We start from the raw sequence: 26,183 nt of genomic DNA on the forward strand, positions 1-26,183 counted from the left end.
GAGGATATCATTTCTTTGCTGACTTGTTTCAGCGTTTTTTGTCTCTTTTTGCCACATAGAGGTTTGCATCTGCTTCGGAAAGAAGAGGGGTTATCTGATAGCCTACTTTTTCTGACGGGAATTTTACATAGCCCATACTGATAGAAAGAGTGTATTTTGAATTATTCTTTTCTGTCCAAAGACGGCAGTCTTCATTAATGCTGTCACGGATTCGCTGGAAAGTTTCTTCTTTCATTCCAGGGCTTATAATTACAAACTCATCACCGCCGATGCGGGCAACAATATCATTAGAACGGAAGTTTCCTTTCAGGATAATTGATTCAGCAATAATCGCGCAGTCGCCTGCTTCATGGCCAAAGGTATCATTAATCTTTTTAAGGCCGTCCATATCGCAGTAAATAATCATTCCAGACTGGTTCATTGCCTTGGCAAACTGAAGTGTTGTCTTTCCAAAATCAAAGAGACCGCGGCGGTTGTAAAGGCCGGTAAGCTCATCAGTATTGGCAACAGCGTCAAGTTCCTTAAATTTCTTGTGGAACTTAGTCTTTTCGCTGGAAACTTCTGCATAAGAGAAGATTGAACTTACAAGAGAAGAAACAATCTTTATGATAAAGTCGTAAACAAAAGAGTCATCAGGATTTTCAATGCGGAATACAATATAGCCGTAATGAAGGGTATTGTGATAAAGGCTCATACAGATCGTTCCGCTTTCGCTGAAGTTTATGATTCCGTCCGGCAGAATTCGCTCATTAGGATTAAACTTTATGCGCTCCGGAAGAATTTCGCTGTCATAACCTGTACTTTCATCAAAGGCGCAGAAAAGGCTTGCCCTGTGAGGCATATTGAAATAATCAAAAGGAATTGTCTGCTCGATAGGGGCATCATAAACGACAACAGCCGCAGCCTTAATGCCAAAATCACGTAAATCTGAATTAAGGCGGCTTTTTAGCTGGTCAACGCTCATATCAAACTGGGTTTCTGAATAATAATTCATTACCTTTTGAATCTGGGCATTTCGCATGTATAAGCCAGAAAGAAGATTGCGGGCATTCCATACTTTTTCTGCATCAAGCTGAACCTGAACGTGCTTTTGATTAATCAGTTCTTCAGGATATGGAAGGCGGCAGGTACTTTCGCGGAAAACAGCAGAATTTATAAGAACGACCTTCTGCTCGAATTCTTCGTTATCAAAAATCTTTTTCAGCATGTAAACGGCGCGGCGGCCATGCTCATCAATATGCTGGCTGACACTTGTAACTGAAGGATTTGTATACTGAGACTGTTCAAGATCATCAAAACCTACAATCTGAACATCTTCCGGAACCCTGAGGCCGTGGCGTTTTACAAACTCGGTGGCAGCATAAGCCATTTCATCATTAAAGGCGATGATTGCGTCAAATTCTATCTTACCTTCGTTTGAAATTGCATAAGTTTCCAGATCTTTAAGGATTGTAAGATAGTCAAAAGACATGCGGAAGTAAGTGTAATTTTCAGGCGGAACATTTTTTTCTTCCAGAATCTGATTAAATGTGTTGCGGCGGATTCTTATTTCTGAAGAAGAAGATCTGAGGCCAAGAATGGCAATCTTTTTACAGCCCTGAACATCAATCAGATTATCAATGATTGCTTTATAGGCGTAGTAAGGGTCAGAAGTAATTGACGGACAGTCAGGAATATCAATTGCGACAGAAACTACAGGAATAGGATTAAAGCCCTTGATATAGGACATAATCTCGCTTTTTGTAACAAAGTGAAGCTGAACGCCCGTAGAAAAGATAATGCCGTCAATTGAATTTTTAGTGATAAGAGAAGCAATGGCGACGGCCTGATAGCCGAATGCAGTGCGAACACTATGAAGCGTACCTATTGGAAACACAAGAAGCTCATAATCAAGCTCCTTACATGCTTCATTTACTGATTCGAACAAACGCTGAGAATACTCTATGGTGATAAAATCTACTATAAGTGCAATTCTGAACTTACTGCGTGCCATCTATATATATAATTTTACAACTTTGGAGCCATTTTTGCAATTTTTTTTACAATAGAATAAAATACCTTTATGAACAAAATAAGTGAAAGTAAAGATTACACAAAGCGCCTTTTGGAACGTTTTGTAAAATATGTAAAAATCTGGTCGGAAAGTGACGGAAATGCAGCAGATAATGGAGTTTTTCCTTCTACAGAACGCCAGTGGGATATGGCACGCATTCTTGAAGAGGACATGAAGGCTCTTGGCATGAGCGAGGTGCAGCTTACAGACGGCTGCTACGTTTACGGACGCTTGCCGGGAAATGACGCCTTCTCAGAAAGCGTGCTCTTTCTTGCCCACATGGACACAGTGGATGAAGTTACCGGCAAGGACGTAAAGCCTCAGATTTTTGAAAACTACGAGGGACAGGAAATCAAGCTGAATAATGGCGTAGTTCACTCAGTTGAAAGTGACGAAGCTCTGGCAGAGGCAGCCACAAACCGGGAAACTATTATTACGACAGACGGCTCTACCCTTTTGGGCGGCGACGACAAATGCGGAATTGCGGCAATCTTAACAGCCATTGAATATCTGCAGGAACACAAGGAAGAAAAACACTGTAATATAGAAGTAATTTTCTCTCCTGATGAAGAAACCGGCCACGGCATGGATAAGGTTCCTATGGAGCTGATAAAATCTAAGCTTGCCTACACGGTGGATGGCGGAAATATCGGTGAGCTGGAAAGCGAATGTTTTAATGCATGGGCCGCTGACGTTACTTTTACAGGAAAAGCCTGCCACACAGGAGATGCTAAAAAAGGAAAGATGGTAAATGCGGTAAGCATGGCAGGAAAGTTCCTCAGCCTTTTGCCGCATACTATGACACCAGAAACTACGGAAAACTATGAAGGTTTTATTGCCCCGATGGAAGTGACAGGAAGCATTGACTCTTGTAAGGTGCAGCTGCTTCTGCGTTCATTTTCACCTGATGAGATAGAGCAGCAAAAGTGTATCGTCTCCGACTGTGCAGAAGCAGCTGCAATCAGCTTTAATGGAAAAAAAGAAATCAAGTTTAAGCAGCAGTACCTGAACATGAAGGAAAAGATGGACCAGCATCCTGAGGTTCTGGAAAAGTTGAGAAAGGCTTTCAGGGAAGCGGGCGTTGCAATTATGGAAAAACCGATTCGCGGGGGAACTGACGGCTCGCGGCTGACTGAGATGGGAATACCATGCCCGAATATTTTTACCGGCGGACACAAGTATCATTCCCGCTACGAGTGGGTTTCTCTAAACCAGATGGCAAAAGCTGCCGATATATTGGTTAATATAGTGAGAGTTTAAATTACATTAAAAACGTAAAAGGAAATGTATATATGCACGAATATGTAATTGAGGGTGGATTCCCGATTCAGGGGACAATTACAGCAAGCGGAAATAAAAATGCGGCGCTGCCTTGTATCGCAGCCTGTCTTTTGACAGCAGAACCTGTAATTTTACATAACATTCCTGAGATTCAGGACACAAACGTCATGCTCCAGATTCTTGAAGCACTTGGAGCAAAAGTAGAAAAAATATCAAAACACAACTGGAAGATTCACTGCGAAAAAGTGAGCAAAAAAGAACTTCCCCGTGATTTGACTAAAAAGGTTCGCGGTTCCATTGTCTTTGCAGGACCTCTTCTTGCCCGCAACGGAAAATGTGAAATGATGCCGCCGGGAGGTGACGTTATCGGCCGCCGCCGCGTGGATACCCACTTTCTTGCATTAAAGGAGCTTGGCGCAAACATCGTTGTAAACGGACACTTCCAGCTGAGCGCAAATAAGCTTGTGGGAGCCGACATCTTTTTGGATGAAGCTTCGGTTACCGCAACAGAAAACGCCGTAATGGCCGCAAGCCTTGCAGAAGGCGAAACAATCATCCAGAATGCGGCAAGCGAACCTCACGTTCAGGACCTCTGCAACATGATTAACAAAATGGGCGGTCAGATCAGCGGAATCGGCAGCAACATTCTTCGCATTCAGGGCGTAAAACAGCTTCACGGCTGCGAATTTACAATCGGCCCTGATACAATTGAAATCGGTTCATTTATCGGAATGGCAGCAGCAACCCGCGGAAAGATTACTATTAAGGGAATCCGTCCCCAGGAAATGAGACCTCTTAAAAACAGCTTTGCAAAGCTTGGTATTTCATGGCGTCTGGACGGCGACGAGCTTACAGTGCCAAACACCCAGGAATTAAAGGTAAACAACGACCTTGGAAACGCCATTCCTAAAATTGATGATATGCCTTGGCCGGGATTCCCAGCCGACCTCACTTCCATTATGACTGTGGTTGCCACACAGGTAGAAGGCACTGTTTTGATTTTTGAAAAGATGTTCGAAAGCCGAATGTTCTTTGTTGATAAGCTGATTTCCATGGGAGCAAAAATTACCCTCTGCGATCCTCACCGCGCCGTTGTTTCGGGACCCAGCATGCTGCACGGAGACCACCTGGTTTCCCCTGACATTCGTGCCGGAATGGCCATGGTAATTGCCGCTATGTGCGCGCACGGTGAAAGCCGAATCAGTAACGTCTACCAGATTGAGCGCGGCTACGAAGATTTAGTAGGCCGCCTGCAGGAGCTGGGGGCACATATACGCACCGTTGAAGTTGAGTAGTTAAACTTTACAATATAACAAGACCAGATCCCCGGAGTTTTTGGAGTGATTTCTGAAGATCCGGGGATTTTTTTATGCCTGAAAGGGCTGCAGTACGTTCTTCCTGGCTTGCTGCGGGGCGAAGGCTCCATAAAATTGCGGAAGTCTCCAGCGGGAGTTTTTCTTCAAGCATTTCCTGCATGTAAAACCAGGTCAGGCGGGATGGATTTTTTCCGGCAAGTACAGGCTTGCTTCCAAGCCAGTAGAGTTCACGAGAGGCGATTTCCTTCGCCGGCGCTGACTTGCGCTTTTCATAGCGTTCGATTGCACGCTCAATCAAATCTTTTGGAACAGACGGATTGGGAACTTCAAAATCAAACCATTTACGTACCGGCATTTCAAGTTTTTTACCGTGCATCCAGGCAGTCAGGGCATTATCCAGGGCTGCTCCCCACTTTGCAAAACGCCTTTCTCCTTCAAAGTGTAGGCAGTTACCGGCGAAAATGCTTTTTCCCTGTGGGAAGATTGGTTTAAGCTCGGGGTGAAACCCCTTGTTCCATTCTTCCATTACGCGGGAATTTTTTGTGAGTATGAACTTGTGCCAGAAGGCTGAATCCAGAAGGCCGGAAGCAAAGAACTGACGCAGAGTTTCCATTGAGTTGATGATATTCTGGGCTGTGTCGTTCCAGAAGCCGTAAATCATATAGGCGTGAACAAGTATTCCGTTTTCCTTAAAGGCGGCGCAGGCAGACACAATTGAGTCTATGTCGGTGCCTTTGTTGATGTTTTTAAGGCCGTCGCCGGTAGCAACTTCAAGACCGGCACTGACCCCGCCAAGGCCGCCATAGGAAAGCAGGGCTGCAAGGTCGTAGGTAAAGGATTTTTCAAAGCGGACGTTACCCCAGTAGTAGAGGGGCTGTCTGATGGCGCTGCCACCTTCCCCAGCTGCAGTGCCGCTTACCCCGGCATTCAGCAGGGCAAACTTTTTCAGCGCCGTCGGAGGCAGGGCTTCGTCAACAAAATGAAGTCCGTAGACCTGCTTCTGGCGGGCTGTTTCTGCAAGGCGCTGGTAAAGCTTTTCCACATCTGTCATCTGATAGCCGCAGACATAATCAAGCTGGGTGTCACAGAAGGCGCACTTGTGCCAGTAACAGCCGTGGGCAAGATAGGCTTTAATCCAGGCGCCGTCCGACCACATGCGCTGCATAGGGTTTTTGTCATCGCAAAGGCGGGGATACAGGGAAAAATCTATGTCGGAAAAATCCGGGACAATTTCCCGGGTAAAATTATTCTCAATTTCTAGTGTTTCTTTAGAACCGCTCCAGTCTGGTTCGATTACGCGGTCAGAAAAGAACTGGCGGAATTTGTAGATTGGGGCGGAAGGGGCACCGGAGCTGACAGGAGGCACTACCCCACCGGCAGCGTCGCCTTCCACCCGCTTCAAAAACTCGTAAAAGCCGCCGTAACCGCGGTCATATGAAATTGCATCAATATAATTGTAAAGCCGAGGCTCGGAAACTTCACGAAGCTCTGTATTAACAAAGCCGCCGCCAAGAACGACGTAAGCACGCGAACCAAACTTCTGCTTGATAAAGCGGGCTGTGTACAAGGCAGACATAAAGGTGCCGGCAAAAGGCACTGAAATGCCCACGAGGAACTTTTCGCCGCCGGAAGACGGCACTGCCACTTGGGAAGATTCCCCTGTCCCCGGGAAGACGACACTTTCACTTGCAAATGCCTCCTCCAGCAGCTCCCGGTAAAATTCCTTCATCACCGGAGAATCCACCTTCTTTTCTATATCACTAAAGCTGGATTCATCAACAGTAAGGCTTTCCGCATATCGCACAAGAGAAAAGTTTTCGTCAAAAACAGCGGTAATATAATCGGCTAAATCTGCAAGAGCGTAAGAACACAAAAAGCGAACGTCGTCTACAGTCGGCTCCCTTCCCAGCCCGCCAATAAAGTTTTCCATGCGGTTTCCCCGCGGCGCATAAGGAGAAAACAAAAACTCGTGTTCCTTTTCACGGCTGGCGCCCCGTAAGATTCCCGTAATAGTATCAATCCAATTTATCCATGAATCTGCAGAACTGACATAGCGGCGTAAATTAAAGGAAGTTCCTTCATCACCTGCCCTCTCAGCCTTATCTGCCAGCTGCAAAGCCTTTTCAGAAGTTAAAGCAAAAAGCTTTTGCAGACCTTTAGAAGAGAAAATCTTATAAAATAAAGAAATGCTTAAATCAAGCCAGCGCACCTGGCAGCCCATTTCCTTAAAGAAGGCAGAAAGATATGCCCCCGAAGGATATGGGGAATTAAGCTGTACAAGAGGCGGCTGAATAAGAAGAACTTTCATTAAAAACGAAGGTTTACAACAGTGATGTCATCCGGAAGCATTGCGTGCTGTTTCCAGCGTTCAACTGTACGACCGGTAAAGCGTTCCATGTCGGCAACGTCTTTATCATACAAATCCATAAAGAATTTCTTTGTATTGTCATCGTCAAAGCGAACGCCATCATCATCCTGCATGTCAGGAAGACCGTCCGAATACATATTAATCTGAACACCAGAAGCAAGGGCAAGCTTATAGCCTGCTTTTCCTGAAGTTTTCAGGGCATCGGCAACGGCACCCATACCAAAAGGAGGCAGGGTCGGCTTCATTGTTGCAACCTGAATCTCACCTTTATCATTTTTCTTGCAGGCATAAACGTCTGTATGACCGCAGTTCAAGATTTCAATCTGATTATCCAGGGCATCTATATAGCAGATTGCGCCGGTAATAAAGTTGCCCACAGGAACTACCGTTGCCAGGAAGCGGTCAAGCATTGTTGCAATCTGAACGGCAGAAAGAGTTGACTGAACCAGCTGCTTTAAGGTTGCAAAATACGAACCGATTGTTACAGTAAGTAAAGCGGCAGAAACGTTTTTACCGGAAACATCAAAGCTTCCGATTACAAAAGAAGTCTGAGAAACTCTCTGGGCAATATAAAAGTCACCACCTACGGCATTTGCCATCTGATTGTAAATTGCAACATGGAAAGGAAAATCCTTTGTAGCTTCATCATCCGGCAAAAGGTGCTGCTGAATTACCTTAGCCTTTTCCAAATCATGAAGGCGAACAGAACGAATCTGGCGGCGAACATCATCAGCAGAAACAATTCCAAGATAAGAGCGGTTATTAAGAAGAACTACAAAGTTCTGAACGCCGTTTGCTTTTACGGCTTCATCAACCTTATCAACTACAAGTTCGCAGAAGTCGCGGGCATTCAAAGTCAATTTAGCGTCAACAACATAATCGCGGCAGTTTTTTGCAATGAAACGCTTAAGGGCAGTACTTGTGGCAGCTTCAACAGTCTTTCGCTCAATAACACCGATTACGGAACCTGTTTCTTCAATAGGAACAGCTTCAAGATCTGACTGGTTGTAGAACATTTCGACTACAACATCGAGGGAACTTTCACCACTTACAGGCTCAATTGACTTTGTAATGGAACCAATCTGGCGTTCGGTGTAAGTGTTTTCAAGACCAGTTTTCTGAAGCTCAATATCAGGGGTATTGCTGCCGGCATCTTCAATAAAAAATGACTCGTCTACAACTTCTTCATCCATAGTTTTTTTACTCCATTTTTTTTAAATCAATGTTTTATTTTAAATCCAGAATGGGTAAAAGTCAAATCATTCTTAGAAGGCTTATTCCTTAAAAGCCTTTCCCAAAAGAACAGGTACAATCATAGAAGAAACAATAATCAGAAGAATTACAGGAGCAAAATATTTTGAATCAACCATGCCAACACTAAGGCCTTTCTGAGCAACAATCAGGGCAACTTCGCCGCGAACCATCATTCCAAGTCCGATTCTGTAACTGTCCTTCCAGTCAAAACCAAGAAGGCGGCTGATTCCGGAACATCCGATGATTTTTGAAAGGCAGCCGACAATTACAAAGGCAATTGCAAACCACAAAAGGCTCATATTCATGCCGGAAAGGTCAGTTTTAAGACCAATACTTGCAAAGAAAATCGGGCTGAAAATCATATAAGAGTTGATGTCGATTTTCTGTTCCATGTAAGGAGCGTCTGTAAGGCTGCAGAAAACAACACCTGCGATATAGGCGCCGGTAATATCAGCAATGCCAAAGAATTTTTCTGCGGCGAAGGCATAAATAAAGGCGATTCCAAGTCCGTAAATAGGGATTCTGCGTGAATGAGGATGCTTTGTATCATACCAGCGGAAAACGCGGAAAATGATATAGCCGAAAACAATGGCACAGATAAAAAAGAGGATGGTTTTAAGAATGACGCTTGTATAGCCGCCGCTTCCTGTGCTTACGCCAAGCACAACAGTAAGAACGACAATTCCGATTACATCATCAATAATTGCCGCACTTACAATTGCCTGACCTACATCAGTTTTGATTTTTCCAAGCTCTTTTAAAGTTGCAACGGAAATACTAACCGAGGTAGCTGTCAGAATAGTTCCGATAAACATGGCCTGATAAAATTTTGCAGTTCCAAAGCCGTCAAAGCCCCAGAAGCAGAGAGCCATTACAGCACCCATAAAAAGAGGTACAAAAACGCCGCAGCAGGCAATAAGGGTTGCCTTAAAACCCGATTTAATCAGAGATTTGAGATTTGTTCCAAGTCCTGCCGAATACATAATCAGAATTACACCGATTTCCGACATATAGGTAATAAACTGATTTGCTTCGCGATAAATTACATTTGTCTCGCCACCGCCAAAATTCTGAAAAAAGGGCAGAAAACGAAGAAGAAGACCGGCAACAATCTGCCCGGCTACAACAGGAAAGCCGATTTTTTTTACCTGAGTTCCAAGGAACTTAGCCGCAATAACAATAATTCCAACGGAAAGCAAAATCTGAAGGATAATTTCCGTATTTGGTAAAGAAGACATACCTAGCCTCTTATATATAGTGATATTAAAATAAGACTATATAACAAAAGCAGGAAGGTGGCAATTACATAATTTTATAGAAGATTTTCTATTTTTGAAGCAAGATCATAAGAAGTCTGAAGGTTTCCTATCTGAACAAGGAAGTTTACAGTATCTTCCAGGGAAGCAATATCCTTATCAGAAACAGTAACGGAAAAATCATATTTTTTAGAAATTTCCCTTACCTGGGCACCTGTCAGTTTCAGGACTCCGGCAAGTTTTGTAAGAGTTTCATCATCAAGTGTAGGAATAAGTTCAACAGCTCGCTTGTACTGCTCAAGAATTACCTTAATCACATCTTTGTTATTCAAAAGATATTCGCTGCGAACGACAAAAGCATTTGTGCCGCGTAAATCAGTATCAGAGCCCTTTGCCACAATTTTTGCAGTCCCCTGATCAATAAAGCGCATTACATTAGGCTCCCAGATTACAACTGCATCGGCAAGGTCAGAGATGAGGGCGTTTTCTGCGTCACCAGCCTTTATGCTGACTAATTCAATATCTTCAAATGTCAAATTATTCTGTTCAAGAAGTTTTGTAACAAGGTTGTGCCCCGTAGAACCAAAAACAGTAGCAATACGTTTTCCCTTCATGTCTTTTACAGAATTCAAGGAAGTGTCACTTTTTCTTGCAAGCATGGCATAGGCATCCGGGCCACGGGCTGGAACACCGACAATTTTCATCTGAACTGCCCCGGCAAGTGCGCTGACTGCAGGAACATCACCAAGAAGGCCAATATCACTCATTTCAGCAAAAAGAGATTCATTAATTGGAGGACCGGCTTCAAAATCCTGCCAGTTTACTTTTACCCCGGAAGGCTTAAGTGCTTCTTCAATAAAGCCCTGATAGCGGGCAATGTAAAGGGGAATAAAGGCAGCGGAAGGCTGGATTGCAATATTTACACTAGTCTGAACTGTATTTGCATTTTTACTCTTACAGGCTAAAAAAAATAATGGCAAAAATAAAATAAATAAAAGCCTAAAAATCCGCTTCATAGTGATATTATTATATCACTCTTTATTTTTTTGTGCGAAAAATTTTTCTTTACATGACGGATTTACGGTACTACTATTTTAAATATGACAAAGAATAAAGTTCTGAAAAATCTTACTATTACCGGCGGAATCATAATACTGGGACTTGCCGTTACCGCCCTGCTTTTTTCTTTCCAGCACAAGATGAGCCATCTTCTGATTAACATGGCTCTTCAGAATATTTCTGAGGTTGAAGAATTGTATGCCGAATCTCTCAGAAGTAAGTTTTTATCCCAGCAGGATCTTCTTAAGATTCAGACCAGCTATTTTTCTGATATCGATATAAAAAATTCAAATGAAATAAAGGCTAGAGCCGCAGGCATGAATAAAATAGAAGGATTTAAAAGAATTGCCCTTGTAAGCTCAGATGGAAGTGCGATTGATTTGAAGGGAAAATCGCTTCCAAGCATGAAAAACAAGCAGTATTTTTCTGACACAATGAGGTCAAAGAAATGGAAGATTGCAAACGGAATTGAACTTGACTCCAGCCTTGAACCAACCCTTACAATCACCTGCCCTTTTACTGCAAAAGACGGCAGCCCCGCAATGATAGCAGGAATTACTTCATATAATATCCTTAAAAATAACTTCTCAACTTCAGTTTTTTCAGGACAGAGCTATTCCTACTTGATTGCAGAAAACGGAAACATCATCCTTTGTAATAAGGACCGTAAAAAGGTCATTTACAACGTTGATTTTTTTGATTATGTAAATAAATCTTCCGGAATGGAAAATCCTGAGCTTCAGACCTTAAAAAGAGACATTATTAACCAGCGTTCAGGAAACATCATGATGAATGGTGTTGAGCATAAAAAAATCTTCTCCTACACACCGCTTGGTATTAACGGCTGGTACATTATTCAGGTTCTTCCTTATTCGTACATTCAGAATCAGCTTGCAAAGATTAACACTCTTGTCTTCGTTCTGATTGGCGCAATTGCAATTGTAATCCTGCTTTTCTGGCTGGTTGTATACATTCTTTCCCGCAAGAATTTTGAAATTACAAAGGATAATGAAAAGCTTGTAATGGCAAACAGTCAGGCTCAGACCCTTATTTTTGAATATGACGCTGTAAAGCGGAAGGTTGATTTTTCCGGTGATTCAAAGCTTATACTGGGCGCCCACAAAAAAATCGTTTCGGCTGAATTTATTACCTCGGAATGTTTTAAGCGCATTCACCCGGAAGATCAGAATATACTTAATCTTTTAAAAAATACTTTGGAAAACGGAAAGAAGAATTTTTCTGCCGAGTTCCGCTATAAAAACTTTTCCAATAAATACATATGGCTTAAAATGACAGGCTCTACAATTTTTGATGAAGCGGGGAAGGTCCGCCAGTTTATTGGAAGCATTACAAACGTAAACAGTCAGGTTCTTTACGAGCAGGAGCTTAAAAACATTGCCGATAAGGACAAGCTTTCAGGTCTTTTGAACAAGGCTGCCATGGAAAGAAACGTAAAACAGTATCTTTCTGCGGAAGGAAAATACAGGCAGAGTGCCCTTATAATAGTAGATTTGGATAACTTTAAGGATGTAAACGACAACCTTGGACATATGACAGGCGACGCCGCAATCAAGGACGCCGCAAAAAAGATTTCCCTTATTTTCTCGGACAGAGACTTCCTTGGACGCTTCGGCGGAGACGAATTCTGTATTCTCATGCGTTTTGGCACAAACATCACGACAGAGGAACTGCTTAAGATTCTGACTGTTAAGGCTTCAGACTTATCTTCTTCACTCCGCGAAGATTATTCCAACGGCGAAGAAAAAGTTTCTGTAAGTGCCAGCATAGGAATTTCAATATTTCCGGATAACGGCAGCACTTACGAAGAGCTTTTTGAAAAGGCAGACAGCGCCCTCTACGAAGTAAAGCAGCACGGAAAAGATGGCTTTAAGATTTTTGGAATCTAAAATGTAATAAGGTAGTCAAAGGTCTTTATTATCTTCCCAGACTCCGGCTCTGTCCAGTCAGCGTCAGAATTGTTTACCCAAACGCGAACTTTTTCTCCTGCCCCGTCGCCTTCCAGCCAGCGCTCGTATGCAAGCACATTTTCGTTTGCAGTCGGAATGAAGCGAACGCGGCCTTCTGTAAGGGCCTTGTGGGAACGGCGCAGGGCAATCAGTTCTTTGTAGAAAGCAGTCATATCGCCAGGACGGCAGGCAATGTAATCACAGCCGGCCCCGTCATCATTCCAGACAAAAGGACGACGATATTCGTCTTCTGTAATTCCTGTCATTGCCCGCTCGTCACCTGCAAAAATACCAGGCATACCAGGAAGAGTCATCTGCACGACTGCAGCCAGCTTCAAAAGTTCAGGGCGGTCGCCACACAAAGAAATAAAACGGGAAACATCGTGGCTGTCCAGCAGATTCATCTGGGCATAGCTTACAGGACGCGGATAACGCATTAGGCTTTCATTGAAAGTCTCGCCAAACTCTTCAGCCGTAATAGAGCGCTCAGCAAAAAAATCACGGCAAAGATTTACAAAACGATAGTTCATTGCAGAATCAAACTGGTCGTAAACCTGCCAGTTCTGGGCGTCTTCCCAGACTTCTGCCAGCATGATTGCGTCCTTTTTTACGCTGCGGATAGCCTTTTTATATTCGCGCCAGAAGTTCTTGTCAATTTCGTTTGCGACATCAAGGCGCCAGCCGTCAATATCAAATTTTTCAATCCAGTATTTGCCCACCTCGCAGAAATAGCGGCAAACCTCTGGATTTCCTGTATTCAGTTTTGGCATCTGCTTTACATAGGCAAAGCAGGCATAATCAGATTTCATATCAGGAAGCAGAGGAAGAGGCATGTCGTAATACCAGTCGCGATAAATAGACTTTTCCTGATTTTTCAAAATATCCTGATAGGCAAAAAAGCGGGTTCCGGTATGATTGTAAACGCCGTCCAGCACCACGCGGATTCCATTTTTATGAAGAAGCCCAACTAATTCAGCAAACTCCTCGTCTGTGCCAAAATCCGGGTCGATATGCTTATAGTCAATTGTGTCATATTTATGGTAAGAATGTGCAACAAAAACAGGATTCAGATACAAAACATTGATTCCCAAATCCACAAGATAATCAATATTTTCTATTATACCGCGGATATTTCCGCCAAGCTTAGATTTTAGGGTAAAGCCTTCCCACTCGGCAGTTTTAGCAGTCTTATCGTGAAAGCGGTGGCCAGTAGCAAAGCTGTCCGGGAAAATCTGATACATTACGGCATCTTCCGCCCAGGCAGGCACATTGTAAGTTTCTTCCCGCCTCATGTAAGGAAGCTGGAAAAAAGCATACCAGTTTTCAGGAAGATCGCGGCGGACAGCCCCCTGATAATAGTAGTATTTTTCTCCTTCCCCGCTGCCCTCCAGCTCAAAATAATAAAAAACACGACGGAAGCCAGGCTGCAGAGTAACCTCGTAATAATCATGATAAAGCCCCTGACAAACCTTTTCCATTTTAACGGTATGACGAACTGCCGGCTGAGCCCTGTCAAAACGGTTTCCATAAACCACCGAAACAGATTTCAAATCGCCCTTAGCGCATCTCAGTCTCAAAACCAGAGTCTTGTCATCCAGAAGATAGCAGTATTCGCTGTCCACTCTATGAAAAATTGCGGCTTTATTCATAAATAATATCGCTCCTGCCGTTTATAACAAAGTTTATCGATAAACTCCAAATACATAAAAAAAGCACAGGACAAATCTGCCCTGCGCTCTCTCAGCAAAAATCAATTATTTTGCGCGTTCAAGGAAAGAACCGTCGCGTGTATCGATAACGATTTTGTCATCTGTATTGATGAACAATGGAACGCGTACTTCAATTCCTGTATCAAGTGTAGCTGGTTTCATAGATTTTCCAGAAGTATCACCTTTAACACCTGGTTCACAGTATGTTACAACGCGAGTAACGCGAACTGGCAAATCAATACCTACTGGTTTTCCTTCATAGAATGTCAAAGCAACTTCAAGATCATCCTCTGGAGTGATGTATCCGGCATAGTCGCCCAAGTCTTCTTTTGGAAGTTCGAACTGTTCGTATGTATCCTGATCCATGAATACGTATGTATCACCGTCGATGTAAGAAAGTTTTGTTTTGTGTGATTCAAGGTCTACATCATCAAATTTTTCACCTGCATCCAATCCCAAATCCATAGTTGAGTTTGTAACAAGGTTCTTTACGCGGAGGTTTGTAACCATTCCGGCACGACCTGAACGCTGACCAAGCATCTTCTGAACGATAAGGGCGTTTCCCTCATACATGAAAGCAGTTCCAACTTTCAACTGTGATGTCATTAACATAAAAAATACCTCTATTTTCTAAAAGGGCAGACGCCCCAAGTTTCAAAATTCATTTACATTATACAAATTTCTTCAATAAAAGTCATCAGGTTTTGCCCAAGGTCTCCGTTTTTCCGTAAATCAAGAGCAAAGTCCCTGAATCCCCCTGCAAGATGATTCTGCATGGCAAGCATGGTCGAAACGCTGTCCTGCAGCATGCGCTTATTTTCTCCACTTTCCGGCGAATTGATGGCTTGCCACGCAGCGGCCACCTTCCCAAAATCTTCCTCGCTAAAGTGCCGCCTCATGCGCTCAAGCAGGGCATTTACCTTTACAAGCTGGTACTCATCGCTCTGGGGGTATGCGTGCCAGATAAATGGAATTCCAGTAAGACAGGCCCGGCTAAGGCTTTCTTCCCCGCGTATAAAAAGGAAAGAGCAATTTTTCATCATCTTATCCCAGTCAGTCTGGTTCATAAAAGGAAGTATTTCTAATATGCCCCCTTCCCCCTCACCGACATTTTTCTTCCAGGCCTTAACAAAACTTTCCTGCCCTGCCCCCGCCGCACACAAAATCTTCTTTCCGGCGCAGGTTCCCGCCCCTTTAATTGCCTTTACAACCGGAGTCCAGTCGCGGGCGTAAGTAAAAAACAAAATGTCACCACTTTCATTGCGCGGAGTAAGCTTTTCCCAGCCGTCATCAATAATCAGTCCGCCGGTTTTTGCCGTAAAGCCCGGCATAAAATTCACTTTTTTTACCTTTCCCCGCCGGGTCAAAGACTGCAGTTTATGAAAGCTTTCCGCATAATCTTCAGCACTCAGATAATCAATCATAATTATCTGAACCGTATGGTTTAGCTCATCATCAAAAAGGATTTTTTCCATCCAGTCAGGGCGGCCGCACTGAAAGCACTCTAAAATCACCTGAAGACGGCGGTTATTTTCTCCTGCAAACTGACCGTAACAAAAATCGTAAGCATTCCAGTCGTAAACTTCTATGCCGCAGACAGACTGCAGGGGTAAACCTGTCTTTACATCTGCACAGATTTTATTAAAAGAGGAAAGATTATCTACTATTAAATTGATTTTACTGGCCGGATTAAGGCTTTTGAGTTTTTTTGCAAGGCGCCAGTTAACTCCTATATCACCGAAGTTGTCTACAACCTTGCATAAAATTGTAATTTCCATGCTTTAATTTACTTTGCTGTACAAAGTGCTGAATTCTTCGCGCCATTCAGATTTTTTATCGCGCTCTTCCCATTCAATAATTTTTTTGATTGTAAAATGACGCTGGTCACGGATATTTTCATAAGAAAGAACGGCAAAACGTCCCTGCCCGATATAGGCAACTTTTTCGTTTTCTGCAGTTGGTTCAGCTCCCTTTACTTTTTCAAGGGCGCAGTCAAAGTGAACAGGCTTTCCGCTGGCTTTATCAGCAAGACAAGAGGCAAGATCTGTAATAGGCTGGTTACACATAGGACAGATATTTTCACGGTTTTTAAGTTCATCAATAGCCTGAAGACGCTGACTTTCGGCTTCGCTATTTTCGTAAAGGCTTCTGTTAAAATGGAAGGTTTCTTTTTTTTCAAAAACACCTGAATTCTGATTTTTGTTTTTATTCTGGTTCTGATTCTGTCCTTTCCAGTTCCCCTGATGTCTTTTGTTACGTCGTCTGTCCATAAAATCTCCGGAAAACCCGGCTATTCCTTCCGGATTTTCAGTTCGTCGGAATTTTCCATAAGCTTATTGCTTATCACCTGAGCAATGCGCATTATGGCATTGTCAATATATTCCGAGCTTTGTATTTTTTTACGCAATTCAAGAATGCGTGGTGACAAGTCTGCCTCGCTGGTCTTTTCCAGAACCATTGTGGCGGTTGCCGAAGAAGCTCTTGCTCCGTAGATCATAAAATGTTACTCCGTGAAAGCATTTTCAATATGATAAGCCGGCGGTAAGCCCTGCATATCCAGAACAATCGCATCAAATCTGATGTAACTGTTACTATATTGTCGATGTTTTAACAGGAAGTGTTTAGCAGTTTTTACAATCCTTTTTTGTTTTTGTATCCCCAGAACTGAAGATAACATATCGGAAGTGGCATTGGGAAAGGTCTTAACCTCCACAAATACCAGAACTTCATCTTTCATCGCTATTATATCAATTTCACCGCCCTTTGTCCGCCAGTTGCGCTCAATAATTTTGTAGCCCTTTGAAAGAAGCAGGTCAGCAGCGCGGTTTTCTCCTTGATTCCCGGTATCTTTTGAAGTCATGCTTTTCCCTCGCGCTCAAGAATAAAGGCAAAGATTACCGCAAGGGCAGAATAAGCTTCTTCAGGAACGGCGGCATTTACTTCTTCTGCGTTCAAAAGATTTACTAGAGTTTCATTTTCTTCCATATAAATATTATTTTCCTGGGCGGTTTCGATGATTTTCTTTGCAAGCTCCCCCTTCCCCTTTGCAGTGATAAATGGCACTTCTGCACCTTCAGGATATTTTAAGGCGACTGCCTGCAGGGGAGTTTTAATCTGCATGAATTCTCTGGCCCGGGCATTAAAAATCTGATTTTTCATACCATGCCCCCGACCATTAAAAGTTCTTCCGAATCGCAGCCACTGCCTTCTACATCTTCCTTTTCTGCCCAAGAAGTTTCAGGCTTTCCAAAAGGAAGCAATTTTTTCTGTAAGGCTGATATAAATTCTTCTTTTTCTGCTTCTGAAGGTTCCGGGCTGATATTTGCCATAAGCTTTGAAAGGTGTTTCTTTTCAAAATCAAGATTAAAGATGTATTCTTTTTGATTAAGCTTTACGTTAAAGTTTGTTTTTTTAAGCTGATTTGCAGAGTCAAACAAAAGCCTGATTACGCCGGTTCCTAAAACTTCATTTCCCGCCCGCACAATTTCGTAAGGAAGGAAAATCCAGCCGTTTTTGTGATTGATGATTTTTAGGATTTGGTCTTTTTTTTTATCAGTGCTGTCTTCCCCCGCCTGCTCATCATACAAAAGCGAAAGCAGGGCATTAATTAATTCTCCGTCTGGCTCAATTCCCTTCTGCTTTAATATGGAAGCAATTTCCCCTGCAGATTTTTCTTTTCCGTTAAAGCGGACAGAAAGCCCGCGAAGCTTTCTCAGTAAGCTGCCGTCGAACTTCATTTCCAGCTGCTTGAACTGCATGGCAAGGTGTTTGTTGATTTCGTCAGCGGGAAGTCCCAGTGAGTTCAAAAGATTTTCCAGATGGGCCGCACCGGCATTTTCAAAAATAAGCTTACCGCTTGTAAAAGTAATTCCTGACTCTGTTTTCGGGCTGACTTCAATTTTGCCGTTTTTAAGATTAACGGTTGCGGTAAAAACATCACCGGGCTTTAATGGATTTTGAGAGCGAAGGTTTACGCGAACTCCGGCAACTGAACCTTCGTACTGTCCGCCCCCCTTATCTGCAATCACGCGGACTAAAACGCTGCTTCCGTTTTGCAGGACTTTTACGTTTTTAGGAGAGGGAATTTGCTGCTGGGCATGAATGGCGGCCAGATTCATACCATAAAGGTAAAAAAAAATCGCGAAGAAATCAACCTTCGCGATTTTATAATTGCTAAATAAAATAGTGCTTATTCAAGTAATACTGGCGTAGGGAGCAGAGCATGGGGCAAAAACATTCTATTTTTGTCTGCCGCGCTAGCGGCGTGTTCAATAGTTTCCTAACAAAAATAGCATGTAGCGCGGTACCGCGCGGTTTTGAACCATGCTCTGTGACCGTAAGCCACAGATTTAGTTGAAATCAGCTTACTTTGCAGCAGGTTTGTTAGCAGCAGCTTCTGCTCTTTCTGCCTTGATACGTGCTTCCTCAGCAGCAGCAAATGCTTCTGCACGAGCGTTACGTGCGTTAAGTTCTTCAGTGATTTTTGCACCAACCAAAGCCTTAACTTTAGCAGCCTTACCGATTCTGTCGCGGATGTAGTAGAGCTTAGAGCGGCGTACTTTACCAGGACGAACGATATCAACCTTTACGATACGTGGGCTGTTATAAGGGAATACGCGTTCAACACCTACACCGTAAGAAATCTTACGAACAGTGAATGTTTCGCGAGCACCAGAGTTCTTCTTGCAAAGAACGATACCTTCAAATACCTGGATACGTTCTGTTTTACCTTCAATAATTTTGAAGTAAACTTTTACTGTATCACCAACATTGAAACCCTGAGCACCAACGCGTTTCTGTGTTTCTTCAATAGTCTTAATAATATCCATAATAGTCTCCTATTCGGTCTTAGTTTTATGCTTTCTCTTCTTTTTAGGTTGAGTTTTAGCAAAAAACTGTTCGTTTATTTCCTCAATCATCTTTTCGGCTTCTAAAGAAAGCTTTCCGTTTCTTCTTGCTTCCCAGATTAAATCAGGGCGATTTGCAAGTGTCTTCATCAAGCGTTTTTTAAGCCGCCACTTCCGGATTTCTTCGTGGTTACCACTCAGCAGAACATCAGGAACTTTCATTCCATTGTATTCAACCGGGTGAGTATACTGCGGATACTCCAGAAGCCCGTCGCAATAACTTTCCTCTTCAAGCGATTCATGATTAATTACGCCGTCTACAAGTCTGTAAACTGTATCAATCACTACAGTCGCTGCAACTTCTCCGCTGGACATTACATAGTCTCCAATGGAAACTTCCATGTCAACGTAGCTGTCGATTATCCTCTGATCAATACCTTCGTAACGACCGCAGATAAAAACAAGTTCGTCTTTGCAACTTAATTCCTGAGCCAGATTCTGTGTCAAAGGCCTTCCGCTGGGTGTAACATAAATTACAAACTTTCGCTTAGCCTTAACGCTATCAAGGGCTCTTCCCAGAGGTTCAGGCATCATTAACTGACCTGCTCCACCTCCATACGTTCCGTCATCACAAGTTCGGTGCTTATCAAGAGCAAAATCTCTGATGTTCACCAAATCGTAAGCAATAATTTCCTTTTCTACTGCCTTGGCCATGATTGAGTTTTCAAAAAAAGCCTTAACAATATCTGGAAATAAGGTTAGCACAGTAAATTTCATGGAATTACTCCAGAATCCAGAGGTGCATCAATTGTACCGTACCGTTTACAACATCAACTTTACCAACGTGTTCATTATTGAATGGAACCAGGACAGTACGAGGCTTTCCCGATGCCGTAAACTTAATGTCATCACTAATACAAGTGCAACTCTCGGAGAGAGAAACTTCTAACAAGTAACCTGCTCCGCCTTCCAATACGTCTGTGATTGTTCCTACAACTTCTTCAGCTGCAGGCGCATCTGACAGTGCCGGATCGCCGTTCCACACAAGGGAACAATTTTGTAAATCTGTAATGTACCACTCGTCTTTTTTCAAAGGCTTAGCGTACTTGCGGGGAACCACTAACTCCCAGCGGTTAAACTTTTTAATCGCTTCGTCGGAATCAATTCCCTTAAATTTAAGGTACACAGTGTTATGTGCCAAAGAAGCCGATTCAACCTTTACTTCCTTAGTCTGATCACCATGACGCAAAGTAACCTGTTCAAGTTTAGCAATATGCTCGTACTCGCCTGAGCTACTTTCTACTTTACATTCACCCTCAAAGCCGTGAGACCCGCGGATAAATCCAACCACTAATTCTTCTTTTAACATCTACCCTTCCAGATTAGTCCAGAATATCAAGACTGTAGCGTTTACCGTCTTTTACTGCAGATGCGCTCAAAACTGTACGCATAGCTTTGGCAATACGGCCATACTTTCCGATTACCTTACCAATGTCGTTTTCAGCAACTTTAAGCTGAAGAACCATGCCTTTCTCGCCTTCAGTTTCATTTACAGATACAGCTGACGGATCATCGACCAATGATTTTGCGATGTATTCAATCAGGTCTTTTTCCATTTTCTGCTCCTCTGTAAATTAGTTTGCTTTTGCCTGACGGTTCAAAAGTTTCTTAACGATGTCAGTAGGCTGAGCACCAACACCAATCCAGTACTTTGCACGTTCTGCATTGATAGAAACCTGAGCGTTTTCTGCAGCGATTGGCTGGAAAGTTCCGATTTCTTCGATACAAGCTCCGTCGCGTGGCTCACGTGAGTCCTGAACAACTACACGGTAGCATGGGCGCTTTTTAGTACCAAATCTCTTAAGTCTGATTTTGACCATTTATTCCTCCATGGCGGCATAATGCCACCAAATTTAATCATAGTTGAGTGAATAATATATTACAAAATCAAGAGATATTCAAGATAGCAGAAGCCCTTTGTAAGCTTCCTCATTCAACCACAGACCTGAACCAGTCCAAAAAAGACAAATCAGAATCCGAGATTTTATCATCAATTTCCACCCAGCAGTGCTCGCGGGATTCAAGTTCAATGTTTACGGAATTCTTACAGAAGCGCTTTAGTTTCCTTCCAGTTTTATAGCCCTGCTCATAAATTCCTTTATCATATTTTGAAATTTTCCAGTAAAAATTAACGTTACGGACACGCAAAACTTCACGCATTGAAGGCTGATAATAGCCGCTTCCGGAAATTACAGCCTTAAACAAAGAAGGCTTATAGCAGGCAAGCTTTACTACAAACTCTGCTCCCTGGGAATGCCCGAAGCCGATTATGCACTTTCTATCAATACATTCATTTTTAGAAAGAAGATTTCCTATTAAAAGGCATACATCGTAGCAGTCTGTAAAATAATCTCCTCGTGAATGAAGGACAAGCACGGCGCAGTTTTTGATATCCTGAATCTTTTTATCTATAAACATGCGCCCAAAACGCCCGCGTGAAGAATATTTATCATTTGAACCATGAAAAGTAACAATTAATGGAAGCCTGGCATTTTCGTTATGCCTGTCCTTACGGAACTGAGGCGGAATATATAGATAATATTCAAAGCCCGCCGCAACAGTTTCATAAAACCAGACTGAATCATCAAAAGTTTTGGTAGTCCAGTAATAATCAGCATCAAAGGGAACTGAAAACTCTTTATGAGAATTAGCCTTTACAAAAAGCAAAACTGCAAGCAGGATAATTACAAATCCTGCTGCAGAAATGCCAGTTTTCTTCCATATATTATACTTTTTCATTTGCGCTTATACTGCTTCAAAAGCTGCTTGTATTCATCACCGATTACCTTAAGCCGTTCTCCGTCACTTTCAGTCCATTCTGAAGAACGTTTTAAGGCCGGAAGCATTTTATCAAGCTGCTTCTTTTCATCTGCAATTACCTGATCCAGTTCTCTTGCAGCATCCTCATCTTCTTCGTTTATTGCCGCATACAAATCTGCATTAAGCTGACCTGCAAGGGAAAACATTGTATCAATCTGCTCGCGGGTGATGATTTCTGTCTCATCAAATTCAACGCCATCCACATTCAGATAATCATCGGCTTCATCGAGCTTATTATTTTTTTCAATCTTTTCTATTTTATTCTTGTTTTTTGGAGCCTTTTTACTTTTTTTAGACTTTTTTTCTTTTGCAATTGCGGATGAAGAAGCAAGCAGCAGAACAAACAAAACAAAAAGAATTTTTCTCATAAGTATTCCTCCAATACATTATATTATAGCACATCTTTAAAAGTTGCGGTAAGAAGATTTTTCAGATAGAATGAATACGATATATACTACAGATTAATCTGTTTGAGGTGTGCCATGTACAGCAGGCCATTTACAAATCCGCCTGAACACATAATAAGGAAACATAAAGCCATATTCGGCACTTTTTCAGGAGTATCACCGCACCTGGACATACGCGGAATGAGGGCGCCTTATGCCGGCATCCCATTTCCGACATTTCTTACAAAACTCAGAATTAAAAGCCGCATAAATTACGTATTTGCAATTGACGGATTTATCGGCCTTGCAGAAATAATGGATTTTAAAGTTCTGGGACTTTCTGAAATCATTTTCTGGAACACAAAGACAGGCAAGCGTTACGTTTATCACGCCGTTATGCCTCCGCGCAGACGTTTTATCCCCAACATCACAAAAAGAGGAATCTGCGCCTGCTACCGAAAATCGCGCTTTTTGAAAATTTCCTGGGGACGTAATCACAAACACGGAGCAATGAGTTTTTCCGTAAAGGGCAACTCTGTACGCCCGAATGCAGAAGGATATTTTTATTCCAAAATTGATGATGATTTTCACACAGACTGCATGTTTGTAAATCCTTCGCCTACGTCTTCACGCTGCTCGGCAACCTGGTTTAACACAATGGAAATCAAGGGACATATTGCGCTCAATAAGGAAGAAGCCGCAGATTCAGCAGGACTTGCAATCATGACTTTGAACCGAACTTACATCAAGGTTCATTCAAAAATCAAGATTGCTTACGGACTTGGCATTTATAAGGAAAGAAAAATTGCTTTTCTGCTGAAAAACTCAAATCTTGATGCCGCTGATTCTGACCGCTACAACGATAATGTTCTTGTTGTGGACGGAAAGCAGACAGCCCTGCCTCCTGTTTACATGACTCATCCTTTTGGCATCGATCAGAAGTGGATTATTCAGGACACGGAAAGTATGGTAGATTTGACCTTTACGCCAATTTCCAAAAACTCCAGGGTTTTGAACATAATTGCCCTTCGTTCCAGCGATAACACTATCTACGGAACTTTTGAAGGCGTTCTTATTACTGCGGACGGAGAAAAAATATCGCTCAAGGGATTTCCCGGCATTCTATATAGAAACTTAATCAGATTCATATAAAGAGGTTGCGCTTATGAATGATGATATTAAAACAGCTGACTGGGCACCAGGAACTTTAGACAATACCAGAAAAAATATCGGTGACATTGACCGCGAAGAAGCTAAAATGATGGCAAAAAAACTTGGCGGTCAGGTTATGTACGAACGCTCTAACAACACTCTTACGGGCTCGAGCGCTTCTAAGACTGGCGGAAAGCTGGTTCGTGCTGGCGGCACTTCAAGCACTCCGGGCGGAATGGCCGGGGGTGCAGGCGCAGGGGGCAACACAAGAAGCAGCAGGCCTACCGGCGTACCGACGGCGCCTCAGCCAAAACACAAGAAGAACAATGAATCTCTTCCAAACATCTCAAAAAAAGTTGCAATCGCTTTTGACAAGATGATGATGTCGCCGGAGTACAAAATCAAGCCGAACTACGGATTTTTTAACTTTGTACGTTCCTGGCAGAAAAACGGAGCTGAAAAACTCAATCCTGATTTTATAACCTACGACTTAAAGACAATGATTGACCACATGGAAGGTTTTATCACAGTTATTAAAACCCTTATCCAGATGGCGCCGGCAACCTACAAGGCAAAAATTGCAGCCGATACAGAACCTAAGTTCAAGCTTTTGCGTATGGTTGCAGGCTGGACAATGCAGAATATCCGCGTTGAGTATGTAAACGTTACGTCTTCAGCCCAGCCATGGATTGTTGCAGATTTAATTCCATTTATCAGGACAATCTATAAAAACCTGATTACAGTTTACTATTACGGAAACAATAAAATTCCAAAGCTGATAAAAGAGATTTACACAGATGAATGCGCCTACCCTGAAGCGCCTCGCGACAAGCTTTCAGGACTTGCAAAACATGCCATTACAGAATGGCTTTATCTGGATACAGAAGTCATCAAAAAGCTCTACCCTCTTTTAATGCGAATGAGCTGTGATTCTATCGAACAGTATCCGGCATTTTTCAACATCAAAGTTGCCGACATTCTTAAATTCCTGGGACTTCATAAATTTGACCTGCTTCTGCCTGAAAAACCAAAACCACAGGAAGAAGTAAAAAAAGAAGCGCCTAAAAAACCGGAAGCTCCTCAGCGCGGCCTAAAAGACCAGACTGTTCTTACAGGACTGAAACTCCTGGAACAGCTTTTCCCACAGTCGGGACTTGATAAACTTGAAAGCAATCCTGACCTTTATCCTTACTTCCAGCCTCTTTTCCGCTATGAAGACGGTTTCAACGTACTTTCGCCGAATAACCCTATTCAGAAAATTGTTGTTCTGCAGACAATCATTGAATACTGCTTCCAGGGCTGCCGAAACATCAACTTTACAATAGAGGATGAACACAAAAAAGATGATGGTGATACAATCTTTAAGGTTCTTGATGACTGGTCAGCTTACCGTGAATACGTATTCGGACGCCTTTACTGCGAACCTCTTCTGGATTTAACAAACTCAATCTACTCTCAGCCGGATTTTGGAAAATCTCACATCGGTAAGAGAACAATTACAAACCTTTTGTGGCAGAATACCTACCACTTTATGCCGATGTTCAAATTTGATAAACTGATACTTGAACATCCGGCTGATGACAGCAAGTATAAACCATTATTTAATAGAACAGACTTTGTTCGAAAGTTCCTTACTACTGTCGTAAACCAGTGTGATCAGGCTGCCAAAACAAAGGGCAAAGTAGAATTGGTAGAAGACCCATGGCAGCATTATAAATTTGACGTTCAGAATGAGGTTTCTAAACGCCTTGACGTTCTTTTGGGAGCGCAGAACCACGGTCCGAACACAAACGCAACAAATGCTAACCTTTTGAAGTATACCTTGTGTTTTGTGGCAGTTCTTGACTGGTACATCAACAATCAGGACAGTCCTGCATATCAGACAGATCCAATGGATATTTTCCGAGTTTCTGAAGCAGACGGAAAGCCTCAGTTCACCGTAAAAGAGCGCAACGACCAGAACAAACTTTTTGCCGATGCAATCAAGGCAAACTACCAGAAAGGAGCAAAGTAAAAATGAAGCTTTCAAAAATTTTTGCAGCCGCAATCATCCTCGCATCTGCCGCTTTTACAGGCTGCAATCTGGATTTTTCTAACTTGTGTGAAGATAAATGGGTGGTGACGAATTATTATACAGAAGCACTCAATATTAAATTCGGAGACTCAACAACAGCAGAAACAATAGCTGCTGCAACATTAAATGGAACTACACTTACTCCAGCAACTGATACTTTTTCTCACAAGGCTGATACATCAATCACAATAGAAAATGACTACATAGCTTATACAGAGTCATTCTCTTATTCAGACTCTAAGGCAAAAAGAACTCTGGTGATTAAGGATGCTAAAAAGTATGAGTATAATGTTACAACAACAAAAGAAGTAACGTTTATTTTGAATAAAAAAACATATCCGAACACACTTACCGGTGAAACAGCAACTGAAAAAGAAAATGAAATGAAATATACTATTACTACTGCATCCACTGATGCAAATAAAAGTTTCATCATCTACAAAAACAAGCCAACACTCACATTCTACGACAGCACTTCAAAATCCGTTGGTTACACAGCATCAGAAGACACAACAGGCAAAATCTGTATCACGATACAATAGCCACAGATGGGACACAGATTTTCACAGATAAATTCTATC

26 protein-coding genes are annotated in these 26,183 nt (G+C 42.5%); 6 read left to right on the top strand and 20 right to left on the bottom strand.

What is annotated here, in order from left to right; genetic code table 11:
• Positions 1–28: 28 nt before the first annotated feature.
• Positions 29–1,993, bottom strand: coding sequence for a diguanylate cyclase (locus tag T530_RS0112845; protein WP_027729362.1), 1,965 nt, complete (start codon positions 1,991–1,993; stop codon positions 29–31).
• A gap of 69 nt (positions 1,994–2,062) precedes the next feature.
• On the opposite strand from T530_RS0112845, the gene pepT reads away from it, so the two are divergent.
• Both pepT and murA read left to right on the top strand, forming a co-directional pair.
• Complete coding sequence (gene pepT / locus T530_RS0112850) at positions 2,063–3,313, top strand: peptidase T (protein WP_027729363.1); 1,251 nt, start codon at positions 2,063–2,065, stop codon at positions 3,311–3,313.
• Between the two features lie 32 nt (positions 3,314–3,345).
• Positions 3,346–4,629 (top strand): UDP-N-acetylglucosamine 1-carboxyvinyltransferase, encoded by a 1,284-nt coding sequence (gene murA / locus T530_RS0112855; protein WP_027729364.1) that lies wholly within the window; start codon positions 3,346–3,348, stop codon positions 4,627–4,629.
• A 7-nt stretch (positions 4,630–4,636) separates the two neighbouring features.
• Here the strand turns inward: murA and T530_RS0112860 are convergent, their stop codons facing one another.
• The 4 genes from T530_RS0112860 to T530_RS0112875 form a co-directional block, all read right to left on the bottom strand.
• The gene (locus tag T530_RS0112860; RefSeq protein WP_027729365.1) at positions 4,637–6,958 is read right to left on the bottom strand and encodes a hypothetical protein; all 2,322 of its coding nucleotides are present in this window, start codon (positions 6,956–6,958) and stop codon (positions 4,637–4,639) included.
• Positions 6,958–8,211 carry a SpoIIE family protein phosphatase gene (locus tag T530_RS0112865; RefSeq protein ID WP_027729366.1) on the bottom strand — a complete coding sequence of 418 codons (1,254 nt, stop codon included), beginning with the start codon at positions 8,209–8,211 and terminating at the stop codon, positions 6,958–6,960. The genes T530_RS0112860 and T530_RS0112865 overlap by 1 nt, the downstream gene beginning before the upstream one ends.
• A gap of 81 nt (positions 8,212–8,292) precedes the next feature.
• Positions 8,293–9,510: a cation:proton antiporter gene (locus T530_RS0112870; RefSeq protein WP_038074733.1), complete on the bottom strand. Its 1,218-nt coding sequence runs from the start codon at positions 9,508–9,510 to the stop codon at positions 8,293–8,295.
• Positions 9,511–9,584: 74 nt separating this feature from the next.
• Positions 9,585–10,544, bottom strand: coding sequence for an ABC transporter substrate-binding protein (locus T530_RS0112875; protein WP_081773750.1), 960 nt, complete (start codon positions 10,542–10,544; stop codon positions 9,585–9,587).
• An 84-nt stretch (positions 10,545–10,628) separates the two neighbouring features.
• Here T530_RS0112875 and T530_RS0112880 point away from each other — a divergent pair, with 84 nt between their 5' ends.
• A complete protein-coding gene (locus tag T530_RS0112880; protein ID WP_027729369.1) occupies positions 10,629–12,494 on the top strand; it encodes a diguanylate cyclase in 1,866 nt (621 codons plus the stop codon).
• Here T530_RS0112880 and T530_RS14455 read toward each other — a convergent pair.
• The 15 genes from T530_RS14455 to T530_RS0112960 all read right to left on the bottom strand — a co-directional run bounded on the left by T530_RS14455 (position 12,491) and on the right by T530_RS0112960 (position 22,358).
• Complete coding sequence (locus T530_RS14455) at positions 12,491–14,203, bottom strand: glycoside hydrolase family 13 protein (protein ID WP_038074735.1); 1,713 nt, start codon at positions 14,201–14,203, stop codon at positions 12,491–12,493. The two genes, T530_RS0112880 and T530_RS14455, sit on opposite strands and share 4 nt — an antisense overlap.
• Before the next feature lie 105 nt (positions 14,204–14,308).
• Positions 14,309–14,875, bottom strand: a complete 567-nt coding sequence (efp, locus tag T530_RS0112890; RefSeq protein ID WP_009102843.1) for an elongation factor P — start codon at positions 14,873–14,875, stop codon at positions 14,309–14,311.
• A gap of 53 nt (positions 14,876–14,928) precedes the next feature.
• The gene (gene earP / locus T530_RS0112895; protein WP_027729370.1) at positions 14,929–16,041 is read right to left on the bottom strand and encodes an elongation factor P maturation arginine rhamnosyltransferase EarP; all 1,113 of its coding nucleotides are present in this window, start codon (positions 16,039–16,041) and stop codon (positions 14,929–14,931) included.
• 3 nt (positions 16,042–16,044) lie between these two features.
• On the bottom strand, positions 16,045–16,533 hold the full coding sequence (locus T530_RS14940; RefSeq protein ID WP_051537994.1) for a hypothetical protein: 489 nt from the start codon (positions 16,531–16,533) through the stop codon (positions 16,045–16,047).
• Between the two features lie 20 nt (positions 16,534–16,553).
• A complete protein-coding gene (locus T530_RS0112905; RefSeq protein ID WP_009102835.1) occupies positions 16,554–16,760 on the bottom strand; it encodes a hypothetical protein in 207 nt (68 codons plus the stop codon).
• 6 nt (positions 16,761–16,766) lie between these two features.
• On the bottom strand, positions 16,767–17,123 hold the full coding sequence (locus T530_RS0112910) for a YraN family protein (RefSeq protein ID WP_027729371.1): 357 nt from the start codon (positions 17,121–17,123) through the stop codon (positions 16,767–16,769).
• On the bottom strand, positions 17,120–17,422 hold the full coding sequence (locus T530_RS0112915; RefSeq protein WP_081773751.1) for an EscU/YscU/HrcU family type III secretion system export apparatus switch protein: 303 nt from the start codon (positions 17,420–17,422) through the stop codon (positions 17,120–17,122). The genes T530_RS0112910 and T530_RS0112915 overlap by 4 nt, the downstream gene beginning before the upstream one ends.
• Entirely contained in the window at positions 17,419–18,381 is a 963-nt protein-coding gene (locus T530_RS0112920) for a hypothetical protein (protein ID WP_027729373.1), read from the bottom strand. Before T530_RS0112920 ends, T530_RS0112915 begins: the two co-directional genes overlap by 4 nt.
• Positions 18,382–18,627: 246 nt before the next feature.
• Positions 18,628–19,092 (bottom strand): 50S ribosomal protein L19, encoded by a 465-nt coding sequence (gene rplS / locus T530_RS14465; RefSeq protein WP_027729374.1) that lies wholly within the window; start codon positions 19,090–19,092, stop codon positions 18,628–18,630.
• A 9-nt stretch (positions 19,093–19,101) separates the two neighbouring features.
• The gene (gene trmD, locus T530_RS0112935; protein ID WP_027729375.1) at positions 19,102–19,887 is read right to left on the bottom strand and encodes a tRNA (guanosine(37)-N1)-methyltransferase TrmD; all 786 of its coding nucleotides are present in this window, start codon (positions 19,885–19,887) and stop codon (positions 19,102–19,104) included.
• 4 nt (positions 19,888–19,891) lie between these two features.
• A complete protein-coding gene (gene rimM, locus T530_RS0112940) occupies positions 19,892–20,461 on the bottom strand; it encodes a ribosome maturation factor RimM (RefSeq protein WP_252507376.1) in 570 nt (189 codons plus the stop codon).
• A 31-nt stretch (positions 20,462–20,492) separates the two neighbouring features.
• Positions 20,493–20,726, bottom strand: coding sequence for a KH domain-containing protein (locus T530_RS0112945; RefSeq protein WP_009102815.1), 234 nt, complete (start codon positions 20,724–20,726; stop codon positions 20,493–20,495).
• An 18-nt stretch (positions 20,727–20,744) separates the two neighbouring features.
• On the bottom strand, positions 20,745–20,990 hold the full coding sequence (gene rpsP / locus T530_RS0112950) for a 30S ribosomal protein S16 (RefSeq protein ID WP_027729377.1): 246 nt from the start codon (positions 20,988–20,990) through the stop codon (positions 20,745–20,747).
• Positions 20,991–21,099: 109 nt separating this feature from the next.
• A complete protein-coding gene (locus T530_RS0112955; protein WP_027729378.1) occupies positions 21,100–21,909 on the bottom strand; it encodes a hypothetical protein in 810 nt (269 codons plus the stop codon).
• Positions 21,906–22,358 carry a hypothetical protein gene (locus T530_RS0112960; RefSeq protein WP_027729379.1) on the bottom strand — a complete coding sequence of 151 codons (453 nt, stop codon included), beginning with the start codon at positions 22,356–22,358 and terminating at the stop codon, positions 21,906–21,908. The genes T530_RS0112955 and T530_RS0112960 overlap by 4 nt, the downstream gene beginning before the upstream one ends.
• A gap of 219 nt (positions 22,359–22,577) precedes the next feature.
• Between T530_RS0112960 and T530_RS0112965 the strand changes: the two genes are divergently transcribed.
• From T530_RS0112965 to T530_RS0112975, 3 genes are read left to right on the top strand one after another with little or no spacing between them, the layout of a single operon-like run.
• Positions 22,578–23,528 (top strand): DUF2804 family protein, encoded by a 951-nt coding sequence (locus tag T530_RS0112965; protein WP_027729380.1) that lies wholly within the window; start codon positions 22,578–22,580, stop codon positions 23,526–23,528.
• Between the two features lie 13 nt (positions 23,529–23,541).
• A complete protein-coding gene (locus T530_RS0112970) occupies positions 23,542–25,542 on the top strand; it encodes a hypothetical protein (protein WP_027729381.1) in 2,001 nt (666 codons plus the stop codon).
• A gap of 2 nt (positions 25,543–25,544) precedes the next feature.
• The gene (locus tag T530_RS0112975; RefSeq protein ID WP_027729382.1) at positions 25,545–26,144 is read left to right on the top strand and encodes a hypothetical protein; all 600 of its coding nucleotides are present in this window, start codon (positions 25,545–25,547) and stop codon (positions 26,142–26,144) included.
• The last annotated feature ends 39 nt before the right edge of the window (positions 26,145–26,183 follow it).

The sequence above is a fragment of the Treponema sp. C6A8 genome, from assembly GCF_000619925.1.
GTDB lineage: Bacteria > Spirochaetota > Spirochaetia > Treponematales > Treponemataceae > Treponema_D.